Source organism: Ramlibacter sp. GS1-15 (assembly GCF_057785015.1).
This window is the reverse complement of sequence record NZ_JBYNTU010000001.1, coordinates 3716836-3740123: the sequence shown is the minus strand read 5'-3', so window position 1 is coordinate 3740123 and position 23288 is coordinate 3716836. Positions and strand designations below refer to the sequence as shown.

General features: G+C 68.1%; 24 protein-coding genes. 14 read left to right on the top strand and 10 right to left on the bottom strand.

The genetic code is table 11. The features are described from left to right. The first annotated feature begins 6 nt into the window (after window positions 1-6). From holA to AC3EF3_RS18780, 4 genes are all read left to right on the top strand, one after another. A complete protein-coding gene (gene holA / locus AC3EF3_RS18795; RefSeq protein WP_488533662.1) occupies window positions 7-1083 on the top strand; it encodes a DNA polymerase III subunit delta in 1077 nt (358 codons plus the stop codon). A 7-nt stretch (window positions 1084-1090) separates the two neighbouring features. Then, window positions 1091-2371: a glutamate-5-semialdehyde dehydrogenase gene (locus AC3EF3_RS18790; RefSeq protein WP_488533661.1), complete on the top strand. Its 1281-nt coding sequence runs from the start codon at window positions 1091-1093 to the stop codon at window positions 2369-2371. A gap of 75 nt (window positions 2372-2446) precedes the next feature. Further along, entirely contained in the window at window positions 2447-3742 is a 1296-nt protein-coding gene (gene gshA, locus AC3EF3_RS18785; RefSeq protein ID WP_488533660.1) for a glutamate--cysteine ligase, read from the top strand. A gap of 130 nt (window positions 3743-3872) precedes the next feature. After that, window positions 3873-5741, top strand: coding sequence for a potassium transporter Kup (locus AC3EF3_RS18780; protein WP_488533659.1), 1869 nt, complete (start codon window positions 3873-3875; stop codon window positions 5739-5741). Window positions 5742-5744: 3 nt separating this feature from the next. Here AC3EF3_RS18780 and AC3EF3_RS18775 read toward each other — a convergent pair whose 3' ends face one another. After that, window positions 5745-5903, bottom strand: coding sequence for a hypothetical protein (locus AC3EF3_RS18775; RefSeq protein ID WP_488533658.1), 159 nt, complete (start codon window positions 5901-5903; stop codon window positions 5745-5747). A 113-nt stretch (window positions 5904-6016) separates the two neighbouring features. Next, a complete protein-coding gene (locus AC3EF3_RS18770) occupies window positions 6017-6724 on the bottom strand; it encodes a glutathione S-transferase N-terminal domain-containing protein (RefSeq protein WP_488533657.1) in 708 nt (235 codons plus the stop codon). 70 nt (window positions 6725-6794) lie between these two features. Between AC3EF3_RS18770 and gshB the strand changes: the two genes are divergently transcribed. Next, a complete protein-coding gene (gene gshB / locus AC3EF3_RS18765; protein WP_488533656.1) occupies window positions 6795-7742 on the top strand; it encodes a glutathione synthase in 948 nt (315 codons plus the stop codon). Here gshB and AC3EF3_RS18760 read toward each other — a convergent pair. The 4 genes from AC3EF3_RS18760 to AC3EF3_RS18745 all read right to left on the bottom strand — a co-directional run bounded on the left by AC3EF3_RS18760 (window position 7739) and on the right by AC3EF3_RS18745 (window position 10175). Beyond that, entirely contained in the window at window positions 7739-8191 is a 453-nt protein-coding gene (locus AC3EF3_RS18760; RefSeq protein ID WP_488533655.1) for a hypothetical protein, read from the bottom strand. The genes gshB and AC3EF3_RS18760 overlap by 4 nt on opposite strands. Window positions 8192-8288: 97 nt before the next feature. Next, on the bottom strand, window positions 8289-9053 hold the full coding sequence (locus tag AC3EF3_RS18755) for a class II glutamine amidotransferase (RefSeq protein WP_488533654.1): 765 nt from the start codon (window positions 9051-9053) through the stop codon (window positions 8289-8291). A gap of 4 nt (window positions 9054-9057) precedes the next feature. Beyond that, a complete protein-coding gene (locus AC3EF3_RS18750; protein ID WP_488533653.1) occupies window positions 9058-9273 on the bottom strand; it encodes a cysteine-rich CWC family protein in 216 nt (71 codons plus the stop codon). Beyond that, window positions 9270-10175: a LysR family transcriptional regulator gene (locus AC3EF3_RS18745; protein WP_488533652.1), complete on the bottom strand. Its 906-nt coding sequence runs from the start codon at window positions 10173-10175 to the stop codon at window positions 9270-9272. The genes AC3EF3_RS18750 and AC3EF3_RS18745 overlap by 4 nt, the downstream gene beginning before the upstream one ends. Window positions 10176-10247: 72 nt before the next feature. Here AC3EF3_RS18745 and AC3EF3_RS18740 point away from each other — a divergent pair, with 72 nt between their 5' ends. Continuing rightward, window positions 10248-10838: a glutathione binding-like protein gene (locus AC3EF3_RS18740; RefSeq protein WP_488533651.1), complete on the top strand. Its 591-nt coding sequence runs from the start codon at window positions 10248-10250 to the stop codon at window positions 10836-10838. Then, on the top strand, window positions 10835-11506 hold the full coding sequence (locus AC3EF3_RS18735) for a glutathione S-transferase family protein (protein WP_488533650.1): 672 nt from the start codon (window positions 10835-10837) through the stop codon (window positions 11504-11506). The genes AC3EF3_RS18740 and AC3EF3_RS18735 overlap by 4 nt, the downstream gene beginning before the upstream one ends. On the opposite strand, the gene AC3EF3_RS18730 is transcribed toward AC3EF3_RS18735, so the two are convergent. The 3 genes from AC3EF3_RS18730 to AC3EF3_RS18720 form a co-directional block, all read right to left on the bottom strand. Continuing rightward, window positions 11507-13837, bottom strand: a complete 2331-nt coding sequence (locus tag AC3EF3_RS18730) for a DUF1631 family protein (RefSeq protein ID WP_488533649.1) — start codon at window positions 13835-13837, stop codon at window positions 11507-11509. Between the two features lie 124 nt (window positions 13838-13961). Then, on the bottom strand, window positions 13962-16160 hold the full coding sequence (locus AC3EF3_RS18725; protein ID WP_488533648.1) for a malate synthase G: 2199 nt from the start codon (window positions 16158-16160) through the stop codon (window positions 13962-13964). 24 nt (window positions 16161-16184) lie between these two features. Next, window positions 16185-16862: a haloacid dehalogenase type II gene (locus tag AC3EF3_RS18720; RefSeq protein WP_488533647.1), complete on the bottom strand. Its 678-nt coding sequence runs from the start codon at window positions 16860-16862 to the stop codon at window positions 16185-16187. An 89-nt stretch (window positions 16863-16951) separates the two neighbouring features. On the opposite strand from AC3EF3_RS18720, the gene AC3EF3_RS18715 reads away from it, so the two are divergent. Both AC3EF3_RS18715 and AC3EF3_RS18710 read left to right on the top strand, forming a co-directional pair. Further along, window positions 16952-17881, top strand: coding sequence for a LysR family transcriptional regulator (locus AC3EF3_RS18715; protein WP_488533646.1), 930 nt, complete (start codon window positions 16952-16954; stop codon window positions 17879-17881). Then, window positions 17878-18327, top strand: a complete 450-nt coding sequence (locus tag AC3EF3_RS18710) for a DUF2214 family protein (RefSeq protein ID WP_488533645.1) — start codon at window positions 17878-17880, stop codon at window positions 18325-18327. The genes AC3EF3_RS18715 and AC3EF3_RS18710 overlap by 4 nt, the downstream gene beginning before the upstream one ends. A gap of 51 nt (window positions 18328-18378) precedes the next feature. Here the strand turns inward: AC3EF3_RS18710 and AC3EF3_RS18705 are convergent, their stop codons facing one another. Continuing rightward, window positions 18379-18714 carry a PsiF family protein gene (locus AC3EF3_RS18705; RefSeq protein ID WP_488533644.1) on the bottom strand — a complete coding sequence of 112 codons (336 nt, stop codon included), beginning with the start codon at window positions 18712-18714 and terminating at the stop codon, window positions 18379-18381. Window positions 18715-18812: 98 nt separating this feature from the next. Between AC3EF3_RS18705 and argS the strand changes: the two genes are divergently transcribed. The 5 genes from argS (at window position 18813) to lptB (ending at window position 23280) form a co-directional block, all read left to right on the top strand. Then, on the top strand, window positions 18813-20486 hold the full coding sequence (gene argS, locus AC3EF3_RS18700) for an arginine--tRNA ligase (RefSeq protein WP_488533643.1): 1674 nt from the start codon (window positions 18813-18815) through the stop codon (window positions 20484-20486). Between the two features lie 10 nt (window positions 20487-20496). After that, entirely contained in the window at window positions 20497-21132 is a 636-nt protein-coding gene (locus tag AC3EF3_RS18695; protein WP_488533642.1) for an SPOR domain-containing protein, read from the top strand. Window positions 21133-21141: 9 nt separating this feature from the next. Continuing rightward, window positions 21142-21786, top strand: a complete 645-nt coding sequence (locus AC3EF3_RS18690) for a thiol:disulfide interchange protein DsbA/DsbL (RefSeq protein ID WP_488533641.1) — start codon at window positions 21142-21144, stop codon at window positions 21784-21786. A 94-nt stretch (window positions 21787-21880) separates the two neighbouring features. Further along, window positions 21881-22492 (top strand): lipopolysaccharide transport periplasmic protein LptA, encoded by a 612-nt coding sequence (gene lptA, locus AC3EF3_RS18685; protein WP_488533640.1) that lies wholly within the window; start codon window positions 21881-21883, stop codon window positions 22490-22492. After that, window positions 22492-23280, top strand: a complete 789-nt coding sequence (gene lptB / locus AC3EF3_RS18680) for an LPS export ABC transporter ATP-binding protein (RefSeq protein ID WP_488533828.1) — start codon at window positions 22492-22494, stop codon at window positions 23278-23280. The genes lptA and lptB overlap by 1 nt, the downstream gene beginning before the upstream one ends. The last annotated feature ends 8 nt before the right edge of the window (window positions 23281-23288 follow it).

Here is a 23288-nt window from a genome sequence, read left to right as displayed (position 1 = left end):
CGCGGCATGCAGCTGGCGGCCGCACAACTTCAGCAACATCTCGGCAAGGGGCTGCGGCCCCTTTACACCTTGCACGGCGACGAGCCGCTGCTGGTGCAGGAAGCGGCCGATGCCATCCGCGCCGCGGCGCGCGCGCAGGGCTACACCGAGCGCACCGTGCACACCGTCTCGGGCACGCGCTTCGACTGGAGCGAGGTGCTCGCCGCCGGTGGATCCATGAGCCTGTTCGCCGACCGGCAGATCGTCGAGATCCACATCCCCTCGGGCAAGCCCGGCAAGGAAGGCAGCCCCGCGCTGCAGCAGCTCGCCGAGAGTGCGCCCGGCAACGACAGCACGCTCACGCTGGTGCTGCTGCCCCGGCTCGATTTCCAGACGAAGAAGGGGGCCTGGTTCGGCGCGCTGGAACAGAACGGCGTCGCGATCCAGTTCGACCCGATCGAGCGCGGCGCCCTGCCGCAATGGATCGCCCAGCGCCTCGCGCAGCAAGGCCAGCGCGTGGCCGGCGGCGAGGAAGGCCAGCGCACGCTGCAGTTCTTCGCCGATCGCGTCGAGGGCAACCTGCTCGCCGCCCACCAGGAAATCCAGAAGCTCGGATTGCTCCATCCGCCAGGCGAACTCGGCTTCGACCAGGTCGAGAGCGCGGTGCTCAACGTCGCGCGCTACGACGTCTTCAAGCTGTCCGAAGCCGTGCTCGCCGGCCAGGCCGCGCGGGTGCAGCGCATGCTCGACGGGCTGAAAGCCGAGGGCGAGGCCGAGGTGCTGGTGCACTACACGCTCGCCGAGGACATCCGCGCCCTCAAGCGCGTGAAGGACGCGATGGCCGCGGGCCGGCCGCTGCCGGTCGCCCTGCGCGAACAGCGCGTGTGGGGCATCAAGGAGCGGCTGTTCGAGCGCGTGCTGCCGCGCCTGTCGTCCACCGCGCTGGACAACCTGCTGTACGCCGCGCACCTGGTCGACGGCATCGTGAAGGGCCTGAAGGCGCCGGGCTGGCCGAGCGACGGCTGGCAGGCGCTGCAGCGGCTGGCCTTCTCGCTGTGCCAGGAATGCGCCGTCCCGCAAGGGAATGCGGGAGCCGCGCGATAATCGGGGCGTGAACGCCCTCAACATCGCCGAATACATGCAGACGCTGGGCGCCCGCGCCCGCGAGGCGTCGGCGGCGATGGCGCGGGCGGACGCGGCCACGAAGAATCTCGCCCTGCGCACGCTCGCCGCGAAGCTGCGCGCGAGCGTCGATGCGCTCGCCACCGAGAACGCGCGCGACATCGAGCATGCGACGAAAGAAGGCCTGGCCGCACCGATGGTCGATCGCCTCAGGCTCACGCCCAAGGTCATCGAGACCGTCGCGCAGGGCTGCGAGCAGCTCGCGGCCATGCCCGACGTGATCGGCGAAATCATCGGCATGAAGCAGCAGCCCTCGGGCATCCGCGTGGGCCAGATGCGCGTGCCGATCGGCGTGTTCGGCATGATCTACGAGAGCCGCCCCAACGTGACGATCGAAGCGGCGAGCCTGTCGATCAAGAGCGGCAATGCCTGCATCCTGCGCGGCGGCTCGGAGGCGATCCATTCCAATCGCGCGCTCAGCGCACTGGTGCAGGAGTCGCTGGTCGAGGCGGGCCTGCCCGGCGACGCCGTGCAGCTCGTGCAGACCACCGACCGGGAGGCCGTCGGCCAGCTCATCGCGATGCCGCAGCACGTCGACGTGATCATCCCGCGTGGCGGCAAGGGCCTGATCGAGCGCATCAGCCGCGATGCCAAGGTGCCGGTGATCAAGCACCTGGACGGCAATTGCCATGTCTTCGTCGACGCGCCCTGCGACATCGACATGGCGGTGAAAGTCGCCGACAACGCCAAGACGCAGAAGTACAGCCCCTGCAATGCCATCGAAGGCCTGCTGGTGGCGCGCGAGGTCGCGGCCGCCTTCCTGCCGAAGATCGGCGCCGTGTTCGCGGCCAAAGGCGTGGAGATGCGCTGCGACCCGGAAGCACAGGCCATCCTCGACCAGGTCTCCGGTGCGAAGCTGAAGCCGGCCACCGAGCAGGACTGGTACGAGGAATACCTCGCGGCCGTCATCGCCGTGAAGGTGGTGGACGACCTCGATGCCGCCATCGCCCACATCAACCACTATTCGAGCCACCACACCGACGCGATCGTCACCACCGACCACCTCCACGCGCAGCGCTTCCTGCGCGAGGTCGATTCGGCCAGCGTCATGGTGAATGCGAGCCCGCGCTTCGCCGATGGCTTCGAGTACGGGCTGGGCGCGGAGATCGGCATCAGCACCGACAAGTTCCACGCGCGCGGGCCGGTGGGCATCGAGGGCCTGACGTCGCTCAAATGGATCGTGCTGGGCAACGGCGAAGTCCGCGCTTAATGATCAGCTAAGTCTTGCGACAGCCAAGGTCGGCCCCATATCCATAGAATCTTTGGATATCAAGGCCGCTGCCGCATGGTTCCCCATCTCATCACCGCCCTGACCGGCCCGATCAACGAGCTCGAGCAGCGCGTGCTCGAGTCCATGCCCGCCATCGAGCGCTGGTTCCGTCTCGAGTGGATGGAGCACACGCCGCCGTTCTACACCTCGGTGGACCTGCGCAACGCGGGCTTCAAGCTGGCGCCGGTGGACACCAACCTGTTCCCGGGCGGCTGGAACAACCTGACGCCGGAGATGCTGCCGCTGGCGGTGCAGGCGGCAATGGCGGCGATCGAGAAGATCTGCCCGGACGCGAAGAACCTGCTGGTCATCCCCGAGAACCACACCCGCAACACGTTCTACCTGGCCAACCTGCTGCAGCTCAAGCGCATCTTCCACATGGCCGGCCTGAACGTGCGCATCGGCTCGATCGATCCGGAGATCAAGGAGCCCAAGACCATCCAGCTGCCCATGGGCGACACCATCACGCTCGAGCCCGTGGTGCGCAGCCGCCGGCGCCTGGGCCTGAAGGACTTCGACCCCTGCACGATCCTGCTGAACAACGACCTGTCGTCGGGCACGCCGGGCATCCTCGAGGAGATCCACGAACAGTACCTGCTGCCTCCGCTGCATGCGGGCTGGTCGGTGCGCCGCAAGAGCAACCACTTCAAGAGCTACGAGGAGGTGGCCAAGCGCTTCGGCAAGATGATCGGTGCCGACCCCTGGTTGATCAACCCGATGTACAACGTGTGCGGCGAGATCGACTTCAGCGACGGCGCCGGCATGGACTGCCTCACGTCCAACGTCGACGCGCTGCTCACGAAGATCCGCAAGAAGTACAAGGAGTACGGGATCAACGAGAAGCCCTTCGTGGTGGTGAAGGCCGACAACGGCACCTACGGCATGGGCATCATGACGGTGCGCGACATCAAGGACCTGGAAGAGGTCAACCGCAAGACCAAGAACAAGATGTCCGTCATCAAGGACGGCCAGGAAGTGCACCAGGTCATCATCCAGGAAGGCGTACTGACCAACGAGCGCATCAACGACGCGGTGGCCGAGCCGGTGGTCTACATGATGGATCGCTACGTGGTCGGCGGCTTCTACCGCGTGCATGCGGACCGTGGCAGCGACGAGAACCTCAACGCACCGGGCTCGCACTTCGTGCCGCTGGCCTTCGCCGAGAGTACGCGCTTGCCCCAGCCCGGCGAGAGGCCGGGAGCGAGCGCGCCGAACCGCTTCTACATGTACGGCGTGATCGGGCGGCTCGCCATGCTGGCCGCCAGCTACGAGCTGGAAGCCACCGACCCCGAGGCCGAGACCTACGACTAAAGCGGGGCGGGGCGTTGCTGCATTGCAACAATCCGCCGGATCCCCGGCGCCGCCCCGGCGCACAATAGCGGCTCCCAAGGATCCGGAACCCCGACCGGCCAGGAGGCGAGGCAAGGCGGGGTCGCATTCGTTGCAGAACTCGAAAACTTCGCTCGCAGCCCTGACGCTCGGCGCCATCGGCGTCGTCTACGGCGACATCGGCACCAGCGTGCTCTACGCGGTCAAGAGCGTCTTCTCCACCGGGCTGGTGCCGTTCACCACGGCCAACGTCTACGGCATCCTGTCCATCTTCTTCTGGACGCTGACGGTCATCGTCTCGATCAAGTACGTCGTGCTCGTGCTGCGGGCCGACAACAACGGCGAGGGCGGGCTGATCGCGATGCTCGCGCTGGCCTCGCAGGCCGTGAAGGACAAGCCCCAGCTGCGCCGCGTGCTGCTCGGCGTGGGCATCTTCGGCACCTCGCTCTTCTACGGCGACGGCGTGATCACGCCGGCGATCTCCGTGCTGTCGGCGGTGGAGGGCCTGGAAGTCCTGTCACCGCACTTCAAGGAAGCGGTGATCCCGCTCACGCTGCTGATCCTGTTCGCGCTGTTCGTGCTGCAGAAGCGCGGCACCGGCGGCATCGGCCGCTACTTCGGGCCGGTCACGCTGATCTGGTTCGTGGCGATCGCCGTGCTCGGCGTGTCGCACATCGTGAAGCATCCCGAGATCCTGCAGGCGCTGAGCCCCCATCATGCGCTGCTGTTCATGGCCCACCAGCCGGTAGTCACCTTCGTCATCCTCGGCGCAGTGGTGCTGTGCGTGACGGGCGCCGAGGCGCTGTACGCGGACCTGGGCCACTTCGGCAAGCGGCCGATCCGTATCGCCTGGTTCTCCGTCGTGATGCCGGCGCTCACGCTGAACTACTTCGGACAGGGCGCTTTGCTGCTGGTGAACCCGGAGGCGGTGAAGAACCCGTTCTATCTCATGGCGCCGGACTGGGCGCTGCTGCCGCTGGTGGTGCTGGCGACGCTCGCGACGGTGGTCGCGTCGCAGGCCCTGATCACCGGCGCCTTTTCGGTGACCAAGCAGGTGATCCAGCTCGGCTACCTGCCGCGCCTGAACGTGCAGCACACCAGCGTGCGCGACACCGGGCAGATCTACATCGCGTTCGTCAACTGGGGACTGTTCGTGGCCATCGTGCTGGCCGTCGTGCTGTTCCGCTCGTCCGAGAACCTGGGCGCCGCCTACGGCATCGCGGTGACGATGGACATGCTGATCACGACGACGCTGACCTTCTTCGTGATCCGCTACGGCTGGCACTACCCGCTGGTGCTCTGCCTGGTGGTGACCGGCTGGTTCTTCATCGTCGATTTCACCTTCTTCGCGTCGAACCTGCTCAAGCTGGTGGAGGGCGGCTGGTTCCCGCTGCTGATCGGCGGCTGCATCTTCACGCTGATGATGACGTGGAAGCACGGGCGCGAGCTGCTCAACGAGAAGCTGCGCGCCGACGCCATCGACCTCAAGAGCTTTCTCGAAGCGGTGTTCGTCAACCCGCCGACGCGCGTCGAAGGCACGGCGGTGTTCCTCACGGCCGAACCGGGCGCGGTGCCCAATGCGCTGCTGCACAACCTCAAGCACAACAAGGTCCTGCACGAGCAGAACCTGTTCGTCAGCGTCCGCAGCCACGAGGTGCCCTGGATCGGCATCAACAAGCGGGTCGAGGTCGAGCCGCTCGGCCACAGCTGCTGGCAGGTGATCCTGCACTACGGCTTCAAGAACGATCCCGACGTGCCGCGCGCGCTCGAGCAGATCCGCGCGCACGGCTGCGAGATCGACCGCATGAAGACCAGCTACTTCCTGTCGCGCGACACCGTCATTCCCACCATCGGCGGCGGCATGGCGCCCTGGCGCGAAAAGCTGTTCGCGCAGATGCACCACAACGCCAGCGGCGCTGCCGACTTCCTGCACCTGCCGAACAACTCGGTGGTGGAGCTGGGGGCGAAGGTCGAGATCTGAACCTCAGGCCTGCGAGGGGGCGGCCGCGACGAGCGCCGTTTGCTCGGGCCCGCTGGTGATGCCGGTGAGGACCACGCCGAACATGGCGCCGGTCATCAGGGTCGCGGCAACGACCGACAGCACGAGCGCGAAACGGGAATGAGGCTTGAATCGGGATGGCATCGTGACCTCCGGTACCCAAGGGTGGGCCGACGAGTGCATCTTCGACTCCCGTCGGCCCTCAGGTCCTGAGCAAGCCTTAAACGTCCTGAACCGTTCTGTGCCCGCTTCCAGGGCTAGGTTCCCGGCTTGGCCGGAATCTTCAGCCCCCGCTGGACCGCCGGCCGCGCGACGAAGGCATCGAGCACGCGCCTGACGTTGGCGAACCGGTCGAACGCCACCAGCTCGCCCGCCCCGTAGAAGCCCACCAGGTTGCGCACCCAGGGGAAGGTCGCGATGTCGGCGATCGTGTACTCGTCGCCCATGATCCAGGCCTTGCCTTCGAGGTGCCGGTCCAGCACGCCGAGCAGGCGCTTCGACTCGTCCACATAACGGTCGCGCGGGCGCTTGTCCTCGATGTCCTTGCCGGCGAACTTCACGAAGAAGCCGACCTGGCCGAAGAAGGGGCCGATGCCGCCCATCTGGAACATCAGCCACTGGATCGTCTCGTAGCGGCGCGCCGCATCCTTCGGGATCAGCTGGCCGGTCTTGTCCGCCAGATAGATCAGGATCGCGCCCGATTCCCACAGCGACAGCGCTGCCCCGCCCGGGCCGTCGGGATCGATGATGGCCGGGATCTTGTTGTTCGGGTTCAGCGACAGGAACTCGGGCGAGACCTGGTCGTTCGTCTCGAAGCTCACGTAGTGCGGCTCGTACGGCAGGCCCGTTTCCTCCAGCATGATCGACGCCTTCACGCCGTTGGGCGTCGTCAGCGAATACAGCTGCAGGCGGCCGGGGTGCTGCGCCGGCCATTTCTTCGTGATGGAAAAGTCGGAGAGTTTCATGGTCGCCGCAGTATCCGGGCTTTGATCCGACCGCGGGCAGGGCGGGGCTTTTTGTGCAACAGTGACGGCCATGGACCTGCTCTTCGTCGCCGACCCGCTGGAAGTCTTCAAGACCTACAAGGACACGACCTTCTCGATGATGCGCGAGGCGCAGCGGCGCGGCCATCGCATCTCGGCCTGCGAGCCGCGCCACCTCGTGTGGGAATCGGGTTCCCAGGTCGCAGCCACGGTGCGCGACATCCGCCTCACCGGGGACGAGCACGACTGGTTCGAAGAGACGGCCAGCCGGCAGGTCGCGCTGAAGGAGTTCGACGCGGTGCTCATGCGCAAGGACCCGCCGTTCGACAGCGAATATTTCTACGCGACGCATCTGCTCGGCCAGGCCGAGCGCGAGGGCGCACGCGTGTTCAACAGCCCGGCGGCGCTGCGCGACCATCCCGAGAAGCTCGCGATCATGGAGTTCGCGCAGTTCACGTCGCCCACGCTCGTCACGCGCGACGCCGAGGAGGTCAAGCGCTTCCACGAACGCCACGGCGAGATCATCCTGAAGCCCCTGGACGGCATGGGCGGCATGGGCATCTTCCGCGTCGGCCGCAACGGCCTCAATCTCGGCTCGATCATCGAGACGCTGAACCACCACGGCGCCACCACGATCATGGTGCAGCGCTTCGTGCCCGAGATCGCCCGGGGGGACAAGCGCGTGCTGATCATCGGCGGCGAGGTGGTGCCCTTCTGCCTCGCGCGCATCCCGCAGGGCAGCGAGATCCGCGGCAACCTCGCGGCCGGCGGCAAGGGCGTCGCCCAGCCGATCTCGGCGCGCGACCGCGAGATCGCCGAAGCCATCGGCCCGGTGCTCGCCGCGCGCGGCCTGTTGCTGGTCGGCCTGGACGTGATCGGCGATTACCTCACCGAAATCAACGTCACCAGCCCGACCTGCTTCCAGGAGATCACGCAGCAGGCCGGCTTCGACGTGCCGAAGATGTTCCTCGACGCGCTCGAGCGCGCGTTGGCCCGTTAGGCCGGCATCGCCGGCTGCGCCTCGTCGAACCAGTTCGCGATCAGGTGGGCCACCGAGCGCAACGCGTCCGCCTGCGCCGGGTCCTCGCGGCGGCAACACAAGGTGCCGTGGAAGGTGCCGTCATCCGCGACCACCGGCACCGCGTCGAAGCGGAACGACGTGCCTGCGCACGCGTCGCTTCCCAGCAGGCGCAGGCCATACAGGCGTTGCAGCGCGTCCAGCTCGCTGCGTTCGGCTTGGCCGCGCACGACCGGCTCGCCGTCCGCCCACTCCGAGATGAACGCGGCCTCGATGCCGAACGCCTTGCGCACGCGGTCCAGCAAGGCTGACAACGGCGTGTACTCGGGGATGTCGGATGCGGTTGCCGTCGCAACGACGAACTCGCTCGCCACCACCTCGAAGTCGAGGACTCCGCACTCCCCGCGATCGAAAAAGTATTCCCTTGCCATCTTTCCAGCTCCGGTGAACTGCACCGGAGTAGAGCAGGCGATGCGCGTCGCTTTGTGAGGAATCGGCGCCAGCGCCGCGGGTAGTTTTTCGCAGGAATCAGTCGCGGGTCTCGCCATCCACGAACACGCGCAGCTCCCCGGGCTTCATCTGCCGCCAGTCCTCGTTCACGGTGAGCGGCGCCGTGACCACCACCGCGACCTTGTCGTGCGGCGTGGTGTTGCGCGCGAAATCCACGCTCAGGTCCTCGTCCTTCAGTTGCGCATGGGAGAACGGGTGCTTGCGCTCGACATGGAACAGGTTGGTCGCGCAATGCGCCCACAGCGCCTGGCCGTTGGACAGCAGGAAGTTGAACGGCCCGTGCTTCGCGATGGGCGCGGCGAGTTCGCGCAACGTCAGCGTGAGCTCGTCGACATGGGGCACGCCCGCATGCGACTTGGCGAGTTCCTGCATCAGCCAGCAGAAGGCGCGCTCGCTGTCCGTGGCGCCGACCGGCTTGAACGCGGCATGCAGGCGCGGATGGAAGTTCTCGAGATTGCCGTTGTGCGCGAACACCCAGTAGCGACCCCACAGCTCGCGCACGAACGGGTGGCAGTTCTCCAGCGCGATCGCGCCCTGCGTGGCCTTGCGGATGTGCGCGATGACGTTGCGGCTCTTGATCGGGTAGCGGCGGATCAGCTCGGCCACCGGCGATTCGCTCGCGGGCTGGTGGTCGACGAAGTGGCGCAGCCCCACGCCCTCGAAGAAGGCGATGCCCCAGCCATCGGCGTGGTGGTCGGTGCGGCCGCCGCGCTGGGCGAAGCCGGTGAAGCTGAACGTCACGTCCGTCGGCGTGTTGCAGTTCATCCCGAGGAGCTGGCACATGCGGTCAATCCGTGCGCGGGCCGGCGCAATGAGGGCAGATGCAGGCGAGCCGCTGGCGTTCGGGCGGCACGCGCGCGAGCAGCTCGGCGCTGAAATCGACCTGCGTGCACCAGCAGGGCGGCTGCTTCTCGCCGGTCACGCGCTCGATGTCCATCGCGCACTGGTTGGGCTGACCGCACAGCGGGCAGCAGTCGGGGCGAAGGTCGGGAGCGGCGCTCACGAGGCCAGTTTATCCGGCAGGCGGATCGCCTGGCCGAGGTGCTGGTAAGTGGCGGCGATGCGCCGCAGGTGGCGCGATTCCGGATGGGCGAGCAGCCACAGCTGGGATTCGCAGCCCTCCAGCGGCTTCGACAGCGCGACGAGCCCGCGTTCGCGGCCGAGCATGAAGAGCGGCACGATGCCGACGCCCAGCCCGCACTGGACCGCGTCGACCACCCCGACGATGCCGTCCACATGCAGCGACGGCGCGAGCTTCGGCCAATGCTTGCGCCGCCAGCGCACCGAGGGATGATCGGGCATCGCGTCGTCGGGCGCGATCCAGGGGAGCTCGTCGAATGCCTTGTGCCGTTGGCGGGCGGGCAGCGAGCGCGCGGCGCAGATCACGAACTGGATCGTCCCCAGGTGCCGGCCCACGAGGTGTTCGGGCGGTCTCGGCGTGGCGCGCAGCGCGAGGTCCGCATCGCGCCGCGTCAGGCTCATGAGCTCGTTGGTCGACGTCACCTCGAACTGCAGGCGCGGATGTTCGGCGGCCAGCGGCTTGAGAGCGGGCAGAACGAGACCGCGCAGCACGGAATCGGTGGTGGTGATGCGCACGCGCCCCATGAGCTCGCGCTGCGACCCCGCGGCCGCGGCTCGCGCGGCCTCCAGTTCGCTTTCGATGCGCTCGGCATGGCGCACGATCTCCAGCAGCGTATCGCTCGGCAGGTAGCCGCCGCGCGAGCGCTCGAAGAGGCGCTGCCCCAGCGCCTTCTCGACGCGCTGCACCGTGCGGAACACGGTCGATGCGTCCGCGCGCAGGCGCGCCGCCGCCTCGGCCAAGGTGCCTCCACGCGCCAGGGCGAGCAGCACCTCGAGGTCGGCGGCCGAAAGCTGGTATTGCGCCTTCGCAATCGATGTTTTCATTTCTGCTTATTTTCATTGCATACGAGCAATCCTACAGTCGGCGCCTCGTTGCCACAACCGCAAAGGATCCCGATGAAGCTCTACTACACGCCCGGCTACTGCTCGCTCGCCGTGCACATCGCGTTGCGCGAGGCCGGCGCCGACTTCGCCCTCCAGAAGGTCGACCCCACGGCGCCCGAATTCCGCAACATCAACCCGCGCGGCTACGTGCCGGTGCTGGAGCTGGAGGACGGCAGCCGCCACACCGAAGCGGCCGCGCTGCTGCAGCACGTGGGCGACCTGGCGCCGGCGACCGGACTGATGCCGCCCGCGGGCAGCGGCGAGCGCTTCCAGGTGCTGCAGTGGCTCACGTTCATCTCGAGCGAGCTGCACAAGGTGTTCAGCCCGTGGCTGTTCCACAAGGAAACGGCGGACTCGACGCGCAAGGCGGTGAAGGACAGGATCGCCACCCGGTTCGCCGAGCTCGACGGGCACTTCGCGCACAACGAGTGGATCGCGGGCCGCGGCTTCACCGTGGCCGATGCCTACGCGTTCGCGATCGTGAACTGGGTGCCCTGGGTCGGCATGAGCCTCGCGGCCTATCCGAACCTCGCGGCCTACATGGACCGCGTGCGCGCGCGCCCGCAGGTGCGCGCGGCGCTCGCGGCGGAGGGGCTGAAGTGACACCGCTCACGCTGGTCAGCTGGCGGCTGTGCCCCTATGTCCAGCGCGTGGCCATCGTGCTGGACGAGAAGGGCGTGCCGTTCGAGCGGCGCTGGGTCGATCTGGCCGACAAGCCGGCCTGGTTCCGCGCGATCTCGCCCCTGGGCAAGACGCCGGTGCTGGTCGTGAATGGCGAGCCGATCTTCGAATCGGCCGTCATCTGCGAGTACCTCGAGGACGTGTTCGCGCCGCACCTGCATCCCCAGGACGCGCTGGAGCGCGCCCGCCACCGCGCCTGGATCGAGTTCGGCTCCGGCTTGCTGAACGCGATCGGCGCGTTCTACGGTGCGGCCGACGCGCGGTCGCTCGAGACGCGGCGCGAGGAGCTGCGGGCGCGCTTCGCACAACTCGAGGCCGTGATCGACGCGCAGGGCCCGTATTTCGCCGGGCCGTGGTTCGGCCTGGTCGATGCGGCGTTCGCGCCCGTGTTCCGCTATTTCGAGGTGTTCGGGGCACTGGGCATCGCCGGCTTCTTCAACGGGCTGCCGAAGGTGCGCGCGTGGCGCGACGCGCTGGCGCAGCGGCCATCGGTGCGTGCGGCGGCCAGCGAGGATTACGCGCAACTGCTCACGCAGTTCCTGCGGACGCGCGGCTCGGAACTGTCGCGACGGATCGAAGCGACCGCTTGATCAGGCCGCAAGCGGCTCGCTTTGCGGGCGCACCAGCGTGTCGAGCGCATGCTGCACGACTTCGTGCGCCTGAAGCGGCCGAAGCAGCTGGTTCATCACCAGGCGCTGCAGGCTGCGATGCGTCATCGAATGCGGGCGGCCGCCGTGGCTCACGAACATGAACAGCGTGCGCTTGCCGCTCGCCCAAGTGAGCCGCGCGCGCCGCCAGCGCTGCTTGCTGAACAGGTCCACCCAGCTGCCTTCTTCCAGGCCCGCGATCAAGGCGTCGGCCTGCGCCGCCGTCAGCGACACACCGGCGGCCGTGGCCGCGGAGATCGCCTGGCCGGCCTCCGGTTCGAGGGCGGCGTAGTCGCTGGGCAGGGTGTCTTCGAAGCCGAACGCTCGCAATTCCTCGTCCTGCAGCCACAGAGCCTCGTGGGGCTGCGGCTTCTGCGCCGGCGCGGGCTGCAGGTCGGCGTCGAGCGGGGCGGCCGCCAGTTCGGCGTGCAGCGACGACTGCCGCAGCTTGGCACGCAGCTTCAGCACCGGCCGGTGCAGGCGTTCCAGGGCCTCGAAGAAATTGGCGGTTTCCGACGGCGCGTGGCCGAGCAGGTCCAGCCCGGCCCGCAGCGTCGGCAGCATGCGAGGAATGACCTCGAAGGCGCGGCCGGGGTCGCTCAGGATCGATTGGCGCTTGACGCTCCACAGCAGGTCGGCGATCACGCGGATGTAGCCGCCCGGGTCCATGTCGGCGCCGGGATTCGCCAGGCGCGCGTGCGCGATGACCAGCGACCACGGCCCGAAGAGGAAGTCCTGCACCACGGCCGGCGCGCCGTCGAGGTCGCTGCGCTGGCTCAGGTCCCAGGCGATGCGCTCGGCTTCGCCCTGGCGCTGCTCGGCGAGCTTCACCGCCTCGATGACCTGTTCGCGCTGGCGCCCTTCTTCGCGGTCCTGCGCCGTCCACCCGCGCTCCAATGCCCCGAGGGCCTGCTCGAAGGGCTTCGCGTCCGTGAGCGCCTCGACGCCGTTCAGGCCGTTGAAGCAGCGCGTGACGCCGTCGAAGAAATCGCGGAACTCGGTCGAGAACTCGTCGTTGTACTTGAAGCTGCGCTGCGCCACGCCTTCGAGCAGCTTGCGTGCGGGGTTGTCCGCCTCGCCGAAGAAGCGCGGCGAATGCATGGCGAGGCGGGCCAGCGAAGGCTCCAGGGCCACCATGGCCTCGCGCACCGGCGCGAGCAGGCGCGGGTCCTGCGCGACCTGGTCGACCAGCTGCCGCACGAGGTCGACGCCCATGACCTGGCCCACGTGCCGGGCCTGCTTGCGCAATCGCGTGCGCACCAGCGAACGCTGGCGCGGCGCACCCAGTTCGCCCCAGACGTCGCGGCTCAAGGGGCTGTCGGTGCCCACCACCCGGATCGGCCGTTCCACGACGGGCAGATGCTGGTGCGCACGCGCGGCCTGCGGGTCGGGCGGTGCTTCGTCCCAGAGCGCTTCCAGCGCGGCGAGTTCTTCGTCGATCTGCCGGTAATAGGTCGACGCCAGCGGCTGCTGCGCCTGCGGCGCGCCGCCGAACAGGAATTCGCGCAGCGCCGGCCCGCCGATCGCCTGCGTGGCCAGCTCCATCCAGCTCGAGACGGCGGAGCGCTGCGGCGGGCGCAGCGGCACGACGCCCGATTCGGGCGGCACCGGCGCGGACGGGCGGCCTTCGCGCACGGAGAGTGGCGCCGGGCCCGTGATGCGATAGCCGGCGGCCTGCACGCCGGCGCGCGCGAGCAGCTTCGAACAGGTTGCGTACAGGGCCGCGAGTTCGGTCGCCAGCGGCTCGGCCATGTGCCGCATCCAGAGCGCCGGCCGGCCAGGCTGGGGCGCCGGGTCATTCATCACGCCGCGCAGCGCCTGCGCGAAGATGGCGGGTCGCAGCGGGTTCTCTTCCGGCTGGATGCTTTCCAGGCCCAGCGCCGCGCTCATGTACTTGTCGAATTCGGCCAGTGCCTTCTCGACGCGGCCTTCGAGTTCCATGGCGAGGCGCGAGGCCTCGATGTTCTGCATCACCTCGCCGTCATCGACCAGCGTCAGCGACGACGGGTTGATGCGCAGCGCCGGGCGCGCCTCGCCGCCGGAGGCTGCCGACTTGCGCAGCGCCGCCGCGATCGACGCGCACCACGGGACGCGCTGCTGGCGGAGTTCGGCGACGGCCGACGCGAGCTCCTTGCGCTCTTCGGTGGATCGGCTGCGTCGCGCTTCTTCTTCCAGCTGCGCGCAGGCATGGTCGATGGCGCGCATCACCCATTGGGGCGAACGCGCAACAGCTTCTTCGAGGCACGGGCCGACGATCGCGGGCAGGCCAGGCATTCCTTCTCCTGGAGGTGCCGCCACAGGCAGCAAGGGGGCTAATTGCTCAGCAATTTACCCGCGCTTAGTCGGAATTGATTCACGCCGTCACACTAACTTACCAATGCGTGACGGCGTGGTGCGCTCAGGCCGCGCCGCCCTTGACCTTCAATCGCCACGCGTGCAGCAGCGGTTCGGTGTAGCCGGACGGCTGCCCGCGGCCCTTGAACACCAGGTCGCACGCGGCCTGGAAGGCGGCCGAGGTTTCGAAGCGGCCCGCCATCGGCTGGTACATCGGGTCGCCCGCATTCTGCCGGTCGACCACGGCGGCCATCCGGCGGAAGGTCTCCTCCACCTGTGGCTTCGTCACGACGCCATGCTGCAGCCAGTTGGCGATGTGCTGCGAGGAGATGCGCAGGGTCGCGCGGTCTTCCATCAGGCCGACGTTGTGGATGTCGGGCACCTTCGAGCAGCCCACGCCCTGGTCGATCCAGCGCACGACATAGCCCAGGATGCCCTGCGCGTTGTTGTCGATTTCCTGCTGGCGCTCCTCGGGCGTCCACTTCGCCTCGGCCACGACCGGCACGGTGAGCAGGCCCGCGAGCAGCTCCTCGCGCTGCGCATCGGCGTCGATCTTCTCGAGCTCCTTCTGCACCTCGGCGACGTTGACCTGGTGGTAATGCAGCGAGTGCAGCGTCGCCGCCGTCGGCGAAGGAACCCACGCGGTGTTGGCGCCGGCCCTCGGATGTGCGCCCTTCTGTTCGAGCATGGCCTTCATCAGGTCCGGCATGGCCCACATGCCCTTGCCGATCTGCGCACGCCCGCGCAGGCCGCAGGCGAGGCCCACCAGCACGTTGCTCTTCTCGTAGGCCTGGATCCAGGCGCTGCTCTTCATGTCGCCCTTGCGGTACATCGGTCCGGCGTACATGGCGGTGTGGATCTCGTCGCCGGTGCGGTCCAGGAACCCGGTGTTGATGAACGCCACGCGCGACGCGGCTTCCGCGATGCACGCCTTGAGGTTCAGGCTGGTGCGGCGCTCCTCGTCCATGATGCCCAGCTTCACGGTGTTGGCCGGCAGCCCGAGCAAATGCTCCACGCGGCTGAACAGCTCGCCGGCGAAGGCGACTTCGGCCGGACCGTGCATCTTCGGCTTGACGATGTAGACCGAGCCGGTGCGCGAGTTGCGGATGCCGTTCGCACCGCGTCCGAGCAAGTCGTGCAGCGCGATCGTCGTCGTGATCACCGCGTCCATGATCCCTTCGGGAATCTCCTTGCCGCCGCCCCACAGGATCGCGGGATTCGTCATCAGGTGGCCGACGTTGCGCACGAAAAGGAGCGAGCGCCCGTGCAGCACGACTTCGCCGCCCATCGGGCCGTGGTAGCGCCGGTCCGGATTCAGGCCGCGCGTGAAGGTCTTGCCGCCCTTGGTCACCTGCTCGGTCAGCGTGCCCTGCAGGATGCCCAGCCAGTTGGCGTAGGCGAGCACCTTGTCCTGCGCATCGACCACGGCCACCGAGTCCTCCAGATCGAGGATGGTGGAGAGCGCGGCTTCGACGACCACGTCGTACACGCCCGCCGCGTCGGTCCTGCCGATCGGCGTGCTGCGGTCGATGCGGATATCCACGTGCAGGCCGTTGTGCTGCAGCAGGATGGACGAAGGCGCGTTCGCGTCGCCCTGGTAGCCGACGAACTGGAAGGGCGAGCGCAGGCCGGTGGTCGAGCCGTTGGCCAGCGTCACCGACAGGTTGCCGCCCTCGGCGCGGTAGCTGGTGGCCAGCACGTGCGAGCCGTGCGCGAGCGGCGCCACCTGGTCGAGGAACTCGCGCGCGAAGGCGATCACCTTCTGGCCGCGCACCGGGTTGTAGCCGCCCGACTTCTCGGCGCCCTCGGTCTCGGCAATCACGTCGGTGCCGTACAGGGCGTCGTACAGCGAACCCCAGCGCGCGTTGGCGGCGTTGAGCGCGTAGCGCGCGTTCAGGATGGGCACCACCAGCTGGGGGCCGGCCTGCAGCGCGAGTTCGGCGTCGACGTTGCTCGTGGTCGCCTGCACGTCGGCCGGCGGCGGCACGAGGTAGCCGATCTGCTCGAGAAAGCCGCGGTAGGCCGCCATGTCGCGGATGGGGCCGGGGTTGGACTTGTGCCAGACGTCCAGCTCCTTCTGCAGCCGCTCGCGTTCGGCCAGCAGCGCGATGTTCTTCGGCGCGAGGTCCTTCACGATCGCGTCGAACCCTTTCCAGAACCGGCTGCTGTCGACACCGGAGCCGGGCAGCACCTTGTCCTCGATGAACCGGAACAGGTCGGTCGCCACTTCCAGGCCGTGCAGGCGGGTGCGGGCGGTGGTCATGTCATCACTCCTCGAAATGAAAGATCAGAAGAAGGCGAGCACGTCGCGCAGGGTCGATCCGATGCGCGTGGGTTGCGTGCCCAGCTCCTCGAAGGGCAGGCGGTAGCGGTTCACCCACAGCGTGCGGTAGCCCCACCAGGTGGCCGCGAGCGCGTCCCAGGCATTGCAGCTCGCGAAGACGATCTGGCGCGGCTCGAGACCGGTGGCCTTCGGCCCCAGGCCATACGCCTCGGGGTGCGTCTTGTACTTGCGCACGCTGTCCACGCTCAGCACGTGATCGAGCAGCCCCTCGAGCCCCGCGCTGCGCACCGCAATGCCGAGCATGTCGGGGTCGCCGTTCGACAGGATGCCGGTCACGACACCGCGTTGCTTCAATGCGGAGAGCACCTCGCGGTCTTCGGGAAACGCCGACAGGTGCCGGTACTGGTTCATCAGCTTCTCTTCCGCCGCGGGCGCGAGCTCGATCCCCAGCCGCTTGCAGGCGTAGCGCAGCCCGGCGCGGGTCAGCTCCCAGAACGGCCGGTAATGCGCGCCGTCATCGCTGGTGGTGACCAGTCGCGTGTATTCGATCTGCTTGTCGCGCCAGATCACGGCCAGCTGCTCGCCCTGCCCCGGAAAGAGCTGCTCGGCGAGCAGGCCGACGCTGTAGACGTCGAACAGCGTCCCATACGCGTCGAAGAGAACGGCTTTGGGCTGGTCCATCACGCAACTCTATTTGATACCTGAACGCCGATTCATGGGCGCGCGAGCGATTGATTTGTGCGTTCCATGCGCATAATCGCCGCCAATCCATGGACAAGCTGAAGCAGCTCGAATCCTTCGTTTCCGTCGCCACGCGCGGCAGCCTCACGGCCGCCGCCCGGGCCGAAGGCGTGGCGCCGGCCATCATTGGCCGGCGCATCGATGCGCTCGAGGAGCGGCTGGGCGTCAAGCTGCTGGTGCGCACCACGCGGCGCATCACGCTGACCCATGAAGGCAGCGCCTTCATGGAAGATTGCCAGCGCTTGCTCACGGACCTGGCCAACGCCGAAGCCAGTGTGAGCGCGGGCGGCGTCAAGGCGAGCGGTCATCTGCGCGTCACCGCGCCGGCCGGCTTCGGCCGCCGCCACGTCGCGCCGCTCGTGCCGAAATTCCGCGAACTGCATGCGGACGTGACGATCTCGCTCAACCTGAGCGATCGCGTGATCGACCTGGCCGGCGAAGGCTACGACTGCGCCGTGCGCGTGGGCGACCTGCCCGACTCGTCGCTGGTTTCGGTCCGGCTGGCCGACAACCGGCGCCTGTGCGTGGCCACCCCCGCTTACCTGAAGCGCCACGGCACACCTGGGCACCCGAACGAGCTGGCGAAGTTCGATTGCCTGACGCTCTCCTCGGACGCCTCGCAGACGCGGGGCTGGGCATTCCGCGTGCCGCTGCAGGACGGCGGCAGCGAGGTCATCCACCTCAAGCCCGCGGGCCCCCTCGATTGCTCCGATGGCCAGGTGCTGCACGACTGGTGCCTGGCCGGCTGCGGCATCGCCTGGCGCAGCACTTGGGAGGTGGAGAACGAGATCGCCGCCGGCCAGCTGGCCGAGGTGCTCGCCGAATTCGCCGCGCCCCCCAACGGCATCTACGCCGTCTTTCCGCAACGCAAGCACCTGCCGCTGCGCGTGCGCCTGTGGATCGATTTCCTCAAGCACCACTACAGCCAGCCAGCATTCTGGAAAAGAGCCATCCCATGACCCTCGAAGCCCTGCTTGCCTACGCGCATTTCCTTGCGATCCTCACCCTGGTCGTGTTCATCTCGAGCGAGGCGGCGCTGTGCCGTGCCGAATGGATGAACGCGAAGGTGGTCGAACGGCTCGTCGCCGTGGACCGCATCTACGGCATCGCGGCGGGCGCCGTGCTGCTCACCGGCCTTGCGCGCAGCTGGTGGGGCATCAAGGGCACCAGCTGGTACTGGCACCAGCCGCTGCTGCACCTGAAGCTGGCCCTGTTCATCGCCGTCGGCCTGATGTCGATCAGGCCGACGATCACCTTCATCCGCTGGCGGAAAACGCTGCGCGCCAACGGCGCGCTGCCGGCCGAAGCCGAAGTGAAGGCGGCGCGCAGGTGGGTGATGATCCAGGCGCACGTCATTGCGCTGATCCCGCTGGCCGCGGTGTTCCTGGCGCGCGGCGGCACCTGAAAAGGACAAGGCCCGCGAGTGCGGGCCTTGTTTTCTCCTTCGCCGAAGGCGTCAGGCCGACAGGCAGGAGCTCATGAACTTCTTGCGCTCGTCGCCCTTGAGCTTCTTGTCGCCGGCGTCCTTGTTGCAGGACTTCATCTTTTCCTGCTGGGCCTTCTTCTTGTCCGACAGGCAGGAGCTCATGAACTTCTTGCGCTCGTCGCCCTTCAGTGCCTTTTCCTTGGCTTCGGCGTTGCAGTCGGCCATCTTGGTCTGCTGCTTGGACATCGGCTTCTCCGCGGAAGCCGCGGCGGCCGGGGCGGACGCGGCGCCGGCGGGACCTGCGGCGAACGCCGGGCCGAAGGCGAGGGCCGAGCCCAGAATGACGAGGGACATCACTTTCTTCATGGCTTCTCCTGTGTGCGAGGTGTTACCGGCCCGATCGGCGGCACGCCCATAACGGACGGACGGCCGCTCGGGATGACTCGGCCTCTTAGAATCCCACGATGCTCCTAGCGAAACAGGAATTGCTCGGCGGCCTGGCTGCCGGGCTGGAGAAGCTCTTGCCGGGCGCGGGCGGCAAAGCTGCGTTCGAGTCGCCGAAGGTGGCGGCGCACGGCGACTTCGCGTGCACGGCGGCCATGCAGCTGGCCAAGCCGCTCAAACAGAACCCCCGCCAGGTGGCCGAGGCGTTGAAGTCGGCGCTGCTCGAGACACCCGCTTACCAGCGCTGGGTCGAGGCGATCGACATCGCCGGCCCGGGCTTCCTGAACATCAAGCTCAAGCCGCAGGCCAAGCAGCAGGTGGTGCGCGAGGTGCTGGCGGCCTCCGACGCGTTCGGCCGGCAGCCCGCCAACGGCCGGCACATGATGGTCGAGTTCGTGTCGGCCAACCCGACCGGCCCGCTGCACGTCGGCCATGGCCGCCAGGCGGCGCTGGGCGATGCGATCTGCAACCTGTACGAGACCCAGGGCTGGGACGTGCACCGCGAGTTCTATTACAACGACGCGGGCGTGCAGATCGCCACGCTGGCGACCTCGGTGCAGTTGCGCGCGAAGGGCCTGAAGCCGGGCGACGCGGGCTGGCCCGAGGCCGCCTACAACGGCGAGTACATCAAGGACATCGCTGCGGCCTTCCTCGCGAAGGAAACGGTGAAGGCGGACGACCGCGAGTTCACCGCCAGCGGCGACGTCGACGACCTCGACGGCATCCGCATGTTCGCGGTGGCCTACCTGCGTCATGAACAGGACCTGGATCTCAAGGCCTTCGAGGTCCGCTTCGACCACTACTTCCTCGAATCCAGCCTGTATACGAGCGGCAAGGTCGAGGAGACCGTGAAGCGTCTCGTCGCGGCCGGCAAGACCTACGAGCAGGACGGCGCCCTGTGGCTGCGCACCACGGAGTACGGGGACGACAAGGACCGCGTGATGCGCAAGTCCGACGGCACGTACACCTACTTCGTGCCGGACGTGGCGTACCACATCACCAAGTTCGAGCGCGGCTTCACGAAAGCCGTGAACATCCAGGGCACCGACCACCACGGCACGATCGCGCGGGTGCGCGCCGGCCTGCAGGCGGTGGGGCTCGGGATTCCCGAGGGCTACCCGGACTACGTGCTGCACACGATGGTGCGCGTGATGCGCGGCGGCGAGGAGGTGAAGATCTCCAAGCGCGCCGGCAGCTACGTCACGCTGCGCGACCTGATCGACTGGACCAGCAAGGACGCCGTGCGCTTCTTCCTGCTGTCGCGCAAACCCGACACCGAATACACCTTCGATGTGGACCTGGCGCTGGCGCAGAACAACGACAACCCGGTCTACTACGTGCAGTACGCGCACGCGCGCATCTGCTCGGTGCTGGCGATGTGGGGCGGCGACGCGGCCATCCTGGAGGACGCCGACCTGTCGGCGCTGACCAGCCCGCAGGCGCTGTCGCTGATGCTGCAGCTGGCGAAATACCCGGAGATGCTCGCCGCCGCGGCGCAAGATTTCGCGCCCCACGACGTCACCTTCTACCTGCGCGAGCTGGCGGCGGCCTACCACAGCTATTACGACAGCGAGCGGATCCTGGTGGACGACGAGATCCTGAAAAAAGCGCGGCTCGCCCTCGTGGCCGCCTGCGCGCAGGTGTTGCACAATGGCCTGGCTGTGCTGGGCGTGAGCGCCCCGCGCAAGATGTGAGACAACAGAAGTGAAGCAAGTACAACGCGGCAACGTCATCGTCGGCATCATCATCGGCGTCGTGCTGGGCCTGGCCGCCGCTCTCGCGGTCGCGGTCTACGTGACCAAGGTCCCGGTGCCTTTCCTGAACCGCGGCCAGAGCCGCACGCCCGAGCAGGACGCGGCCGAGTCCCGCCGCAACAAGGACTGGGATCCAAACGCGCCGCTGTACGGCAAGAACCCGGCGCGCCCGGTCGCGCCCGGTACGCCGGGCACCAACCCGGATGCGGTCGCGCCTGCGCCGCCGGTCGCGACCATCCCGGCCCCGGCGGTCGTCGCGCCCGACAAGGCGCCACCCGCCGTCACGGGCCGCAAATCGAACGACCCGCTGGGCGACTTCGCCGCCGCCAAGGCCGCGGCCAACACCGACCCCTTCCTTTACTTCGTGCAGGCCGGCGCCTTCCGCACGCCCGAGGACGCCGAGGCGCAGCGCGCCAAGCTGTCGCTGATGGGCGTCGATGCGAAGGTGAGCGAGCGCGAGCAGTCGGGCCGCCAGGTGTTCCGCGTGCGCGTAGGCCCGTTCGAGAAGAAGGAGGACGCCGACCGCCAGAAGGAAAAGCTGGAGTCGGGCGGCATCGAAACCGCGCTGGTGCGCGTGCAGCGTTGAGGAATCGCCATGAAACGACGTGAGTTCTCCCTTGCCGTCGCAGGCCTCGCCGCGGGCGGGCTGCCGCTGGTCGTGCGCGCCCAGAGCAAGGCGCCCGAAGACGGCCACGATTACCGCACGCTGGAGCGGCAGGTTCCGGTCGATGCGGCGGCCGGCAAGATCGAGGTCGTCGAATTCTTCTGGTACAGCTGCCCGCACTGCAACGCGTTCGAGCCGATGCTGCAGGGATGGAGCCGGCGGCTGCCGCCGGATGTCGTGCTGCGCCGGGTGCCGGCGGCGTTTCGCGACGACATGGTCCCGCAGCAGCGCCTGTTCTACGCACTCGACGCGCTGGGCAAGGTGGAAGACCTGCACGTCAAGGTGTTCGACGCGATCCACAAGGAGCACCTGGACCTCACCCGCCAGCAGCCGATCACGGCCTGGGTCGCCAAGCAGGGCATCGATCCGCAGAAGTTCACCGAGCTGTACACCTCGTTCGCGATCTCCGCGAAGGCGAGGCGCGCCGCCGACCTGCAGAACCTGTACGGGGTGGAAGGCGTGCCCGCCATGGGCGTCGCCGGCCGCTATTACACCGACGGCACGCTGGCGAGCAACAACCCGCGCATGCTCCAGGTCGTCGACTACCTCGTCGGCGAAGCCCGAGCCAAGCGCTGACCGGCGACATATTTCCGTGCGGCGCGAGAAAAGCCGCATGGCGCGGGCGCGATGGCCCGGTCTCGCTACAATGCGCAGCAAGATTCGTGCCGATATGAAACATACCCTTGCCCCCCTCGGGCTCGCGCTCGTCCTCGCCTTTGCGGCCGCACCGGCCGGCGCCGAAAAGGCGGACCGCAACAAGCCCATGAACGTGGAGGCCGACGCGCTGCGCTACGACGACCTGAAGCAGACCAGCGTGTTCACCGGCAAGGTGGTCGTCACCAAGGGCAGCATCCTCATCCGTGGCGCCCGCATCGACGTGCGTCAGGACCCGGAGGGCTACCAGTACGGCGTCGTCACCGCCGAACCGGGCAAGCTCGCGTTCTACCGGCAAAAGCGCGACGGGGTCGACGAGTTCATCGAAGGCGAGGGCGAGACCATCGAATACGACGGCAAGGCCGACCGCGTGAAGTTCATCAAGCGCGCCGAGATGCGCCGCATCCGCGGCGGTGCGCTGGCCGACGAGGTGGTCGGCAGCCTGATCGTCTACGACAACAGCACCGACGTGTACACCGTGGACGGCGGGCCGGCGAGCCCGGCCACAGGCGGTCGCGTGCGCGCGGTGCTCACGCCGAAGCCGGGCGCCTCGGCGCCCGTCGTCGCGCCCAACGGCCCCGCCGCCAACCTGCGCCCGAGCACCACGCTGAACGGGGGCAGGAAGTGATCGAGGAGACCGCGATCGCCGGGCGTCGCGCCGCACCCGCGGCCGGCATCAGCCGCCTGTCGGCGCGGCACCTGCAGAAAAGCTACGGCAGCCGCAAGGTGGTCAAGGATGTCTCGCTCGAAGTCGACAAGGGCGAAGTCGTGGGCCTTCTCGGGCCCAACGGCGCGGGCAAGACCACATCCTTCTACATGATCGTGGGGCTGGTGCGCGCCGACGCGGGCGAGATCTCGATCGACGATCGCCCGGTCGAGCACATGCCGATCCACCGCCGCTCGCGGCTGGGCCTCTCGTACCTGCCGCAGGAAGCCTCGATCTTCCGCAAGCTCAATGTCGAGGAGAACGTGCGCGCGGTGCTCGAACTGCAGCGCGACGAGAGCGGCCAGCCGCTCACGAACGCCGAGATCGACAAGCGCCTCACGGCGCTGCTGCAGGACCTGCGCGTGGACCATCTGCGCGATTCGCCGGCGCTGGCCCTGTCGGGCGGCGAGCGGCGGCGCGTGGAGATCGCGCGGGCGCTGGCGACCCAGCCGCGCTTCATCCTGCTGGACGAGCCGTTCGCCGGCATCGACCCGATCGCCGTGATCGAGATCCAGCGCATCATCGGCTTCCTCAAGTCGCGCGGCATCGGCGTGTTGATCACCGACCACAACGTGCGCGAGACGCTGGGCATCTGCGACCACGCCTACATCATCAGCGATGGCGCCGTGCTCGCGCAGGGCACGCCCTCCGAGATCGTGAACAACGCCGACGTGCGGCGCGTCTATCTCGGCGAGCACTTCCGAATGTGACCGGGTCC

Excerpts from the sequence above, each read along its gene's own strand:
- holA (WP_488533662.1), top strand. The coding sequence starts at position 7 with ATGCAGCTGGCGGCCGCACAACTTCAGCAACATCTCGGCAAGGGGCTG.
- gshA (WP_488533660.1), top strand. The coding sequence starts at position 2,447 with ATGGTTCCCCATCTCATCACCGCCCTGACCGGCCCGATCAACGAGCTC.
- AC3EF3_RS18775 (WP_488533658.1), bottom strand. The coding sequence starts at position 5,903 with ATGCCATCCCGATTCAAGCCTCATTCCCGTTTCGCGCTCGTGCTGTCG.
- AC3EF3_RS18770 (WP_488533657.1), bottom strand. The coding sequence starts at position 6,724 with ATGAAACTCTCCGACTTTTCCATCACGAAGAAATGGCCGGCGCAGCAC.
- gshB (WP_488533656.1), top strand. The coding sequence starts at position 6,795 with ATGGACCTGCTCTTCGTCGCCGACCCGCTGGAAGTCTTCAAGACCTAC.
- AC3EF3_RS18760 (WP_488533655.1), bottom strand. The coding sequence starts at position 8,191 with ATGGCAAGGGAATACTTTTTCGATCGCGGGGAGTGCGGAGTCCTCGAC.
- AC3EF3_RS18755 (WP_488533654.1), bottom strand. The coding sequence starts at position 9,053 with ATGTGCCAGCTCCTCGGGATGAACTGCAACACGCCGACGGACGTGACG.
- AC3EF3_RS18745 (WP_488533652.1), bottom strand. The coding sequence starts at position 10,175 with ATGAAAACATCGATTGCGAAGGCGCAATACCAGCTTTCGGCCGCCGAC.
- AC3EF3_RS18740 (WP_488533651.1), top strand. The coding sequence starts at position 10,248 with ATGAAGCTCTACTACACGCCCGGCTACTGCTCGCTCGCCGTGCACATC.
- AC3EF3_RS18730 (WP_488533649.1), bottom strand. The coding sequence starts at position 13,837 with ATGCCTGGCCTGCCCGCGATCGTCGGCCCGTGCCTCGAAGAAGCTGTT.
- AC3EF3_RS18725 (WP_488533648.1), bottom strand. The coding sequence starts at position 16,160 with ATGACCACCGCCCGCACCCGCCTGCACGGCCTGGAAGTGGCGACCGAC.
- AC3EF3_RS18720 (WP_488533647.1), bottom strand. The coding sequence starts at position 16,862 with ATGGACCAGCCCAAAGCCGTTCTCTTCGACGCGTATGGGACGCTGTTC.
- AC3EF3_RS18715 (WP_488533646.1), top strand. The coding sequence starts at position 16,952 with ATGGACAAGCTGAAGCAGCTCGAATCCTTCGTTTCCGTCGCCACGCGC.
- AC3EF3_RS18710 (WP_488533645.1), top strand. The coding sequence starts at position 17,878 with ATGACCCTCGAAGCCCTGCTTGCCTACGCGCATTTCCTTGCGATCCTC.
- AC3EF3_RS18705 (WP_488533644.1), bottom strand. The coding sequence starts at position 18,714 with ATGAAGAAAGTGATGTCCCTCGTCATTCTGGGCTCGGCCCTCGCCTTC.
- argS (WP_488533643.1), top strand. The coding sequence starts at position 18,813 with ATGCTCCTAGCGAAACAGGAATTGCTCGGCGGCCTGGCTGCCGGGCTG.
- AC3EF3_RS18690 (WP_488533641.1), top strand. The coding sequence starts at position 21,142 with ATGAAACGACGTGAGTTCTCCCTTGCCGTCGCAGGCCTCGCCGCGGGC.
- lptA (WP_488533640.1), top strand. The coding sequence starts at position 21,881 with ATGAAACATACCCTTGCCCCCCTCGGGCTCGCGCTCGTCCTCGCCTTT.